The organism is Pseudoalteromonas sp. BSi20439, assembly GCF_000241165.1.
Taxonomy (GTDB): Bacteria; Pseudomonadota; Gammaproteobacteria; order Enterobacterales; family Alteromonadaceae; genus Pseudoalteromonas.
In genome coordinates, this window is the sequence record NZ_BADW01000063.1 from 1 (window position 1) to 2,173 (window position 2,173).

The 2,173-nt window shown below is 33.7% G+C and carries 2 protein-coding genes; one reads left to right on the top strand and one right to left on the bottom strand.

Annotated elements, in window-relative coordinates:
* Positions 1–94: 94 nt before the first annotated feature.
* Entirely contained in the window at positions 95–850 is a 756-nt protein-coding gene (locus P20439_RS05875; protein ID WP_008465255.1) for an ABC transporter substrate-binding protein, read from the bottom strand.
* A gap of 625 nt (positions 851–1,475) precedes the next feature.
* Here P20439_RS05875 and P20439_RS05880 point away from each other — a divergent pair.
* Positions 1,476–2,006, top strand: a complete 531-nt coding sequence (locus tag P20439_RS05880) for an ankyrin repeat domain-containing protein (protein ID WP_008465259.1) — start codon at positions 1,476–1,478, stop codon at positions 2,004–2,006.
* Positions 2,007–2,173 lie beyond the last annotated feature (167 nt).

Genomic DNA, 2,173 nt, shown 5'->3' on the forward strand with positions numbered 1-2,173 from the left:
GCTCAGAATTCTGAACACTCTCCTTACCCATTTTAAAAATTAATAAAGCAACTACCCAATGCTAGGCTTATTGTTAATCACCTATTTAACTTTTTTATTTCCAATCGCTTAAACCATACTTTTCCATTATTTGAGATAACTTGCCTGATTCTCTCATTGCTTTTGTGCCTTCATCTACTATCTGTGTTAGCGCTTTACCTTTGGTATTCGGTGAACATGCTATGTAAATTGAATCAGAGGAAGGATTTTGGCCTCCAAGCTTCACTTTACTTTCTAAGTTCATATCCTTAATTTTAGCTTTTCCGACGGAAACTGATTCTATAACGACATCGATCCGATTTGCGGCTAACTTTTTAAAGTTTTTCTCTAGCGCGTCATTCCCTGGAATTGATTTAAAAATATCCTTTCTTGATGCGATTAATTTATCTAAATCTTCGCCATAAGCATAACCTTCAATTACGCCAACTTTTTCTGTTAGTAGAGAGTCTAGGTTATTGAAAACCCATGAAGAGGAATTCAATATAAAGTAACCTGTTATATCTTTTCCCCATTGTTCAGCAGGGAAATTAAAGTCAGGCGCATCTTCAGTATAAGCACCAACAACGCAATCAGAGCTACCTTCTCGGGTGGATACAATGGCACGTTCCCAAGGCATGATTTTGTAATCAACATCATACCCAGCAGCAGAGAAAACCTCGCGGGCAAAATCAATCATAAAGCCTTCTTTTTCAGAGTCAGGTTCTCCATTCATTGGATACCAGCTATCAGCCCGAATACTGACAGTTTTAGCCATTACATTAGCTGATAATATTAAGCTAATTATTAACGCTGGGATGCTCATGCTTTTCATATTTATTACCTTTGAGGTTTTATCTTAGTAAATTTTGTAGAAACAATTTAATAAACGATAACTTATTTGTATGAGATTAATTTTGAGTTTAGGAAATAGTTTGGATTTATCAAATTAAATACAAATATAAGTTAGCTCCAATCATGAAAAAATACTGAGCACTTCAAAGCTCAATTAAAGTTTAAGGCATAAAAAAACCCGCCAGCTTGCAGTTTTTATTAGCAAGTAAAGCTGTTAATTCGCTTTATATTAATGTCCTTTCTCAAAGTCATTTACTTCGCGCTCAGCTTCTCTTTCGATTTACCTATACATCTAAAGTTTTAATTATTGTATTTTATATAGGCTTGTTTATCATGTGAGGCCTATTTACAAAGGCATGTGAATATTTAAGCTTGATAGGGAATCATGTAGCAACCCTCCAAAAAATGTTCACGGCCTATTTTTAAGGCTTCTTGTTTATGTCATTTTTAACAACACTTAAAAAGTTTGGTAATCATATTGGTGCTTACAAAGTGCACTTGTGCTCTGAGGTAAAAGGCAAGCCTTTTACTAATGTGAGAATAGGGAGAGTATTAAATTTTTAAATATATAGCGATGCTGATAGTAAAGTAATCTGGGAGTAGAAATGAAAAAGCTTACTATTTTTTTGTTCCTATTGTTATCTGTTGGATATTCTTCAGTTGCTTTGTATTCGCTTATTAATAGTGATATTGAAGATGTTACTATTTGCAGCACTGATGATAATACTCGCTATATACCAAGTGACGTTTGTGAATATTATTTACTTAATTATAGAGCAGATAAGGGTGATATCGAATCACTTGAATCAGGCGCTGGTCTAGCATTTTTATTTGAAATTAAAGATATAGATAAGCGCGATGCTTATATCGAATACTTTATTTCTAAAGGAATCAAAGTAAATACGTTAAGTCACATAGATGGTTTATCACCTCTACACTCGGCTATTTTGCTTAATGACTTTGGTTTAGTGCAACTTTTAATGGATAAAGGCGCGAGTATTACCATTAAAGAAAAATCACATGGGCTTACACCTTTAGAGTTTATTCATAAACTGAGTGAAAAAAATGCTCAGATAGATAGGCAGCTGATATCTGAACTTTTGGCGTCGATTTCAAATAATAAACAGGCAGGTTAATTCAAAGAATTACCGAATATGTTAAATCTAGTGATTTTATTATTTACCAACAAAAAAACCGCCAATTGGCGGTTTTTTATTAGCAAGTAAAGCTGTTAACACGCTTTATATTAATGACCTTTCTCAAAGTCATTTACTTCGCGCTCGGCTTCATCTTTGGATTTACT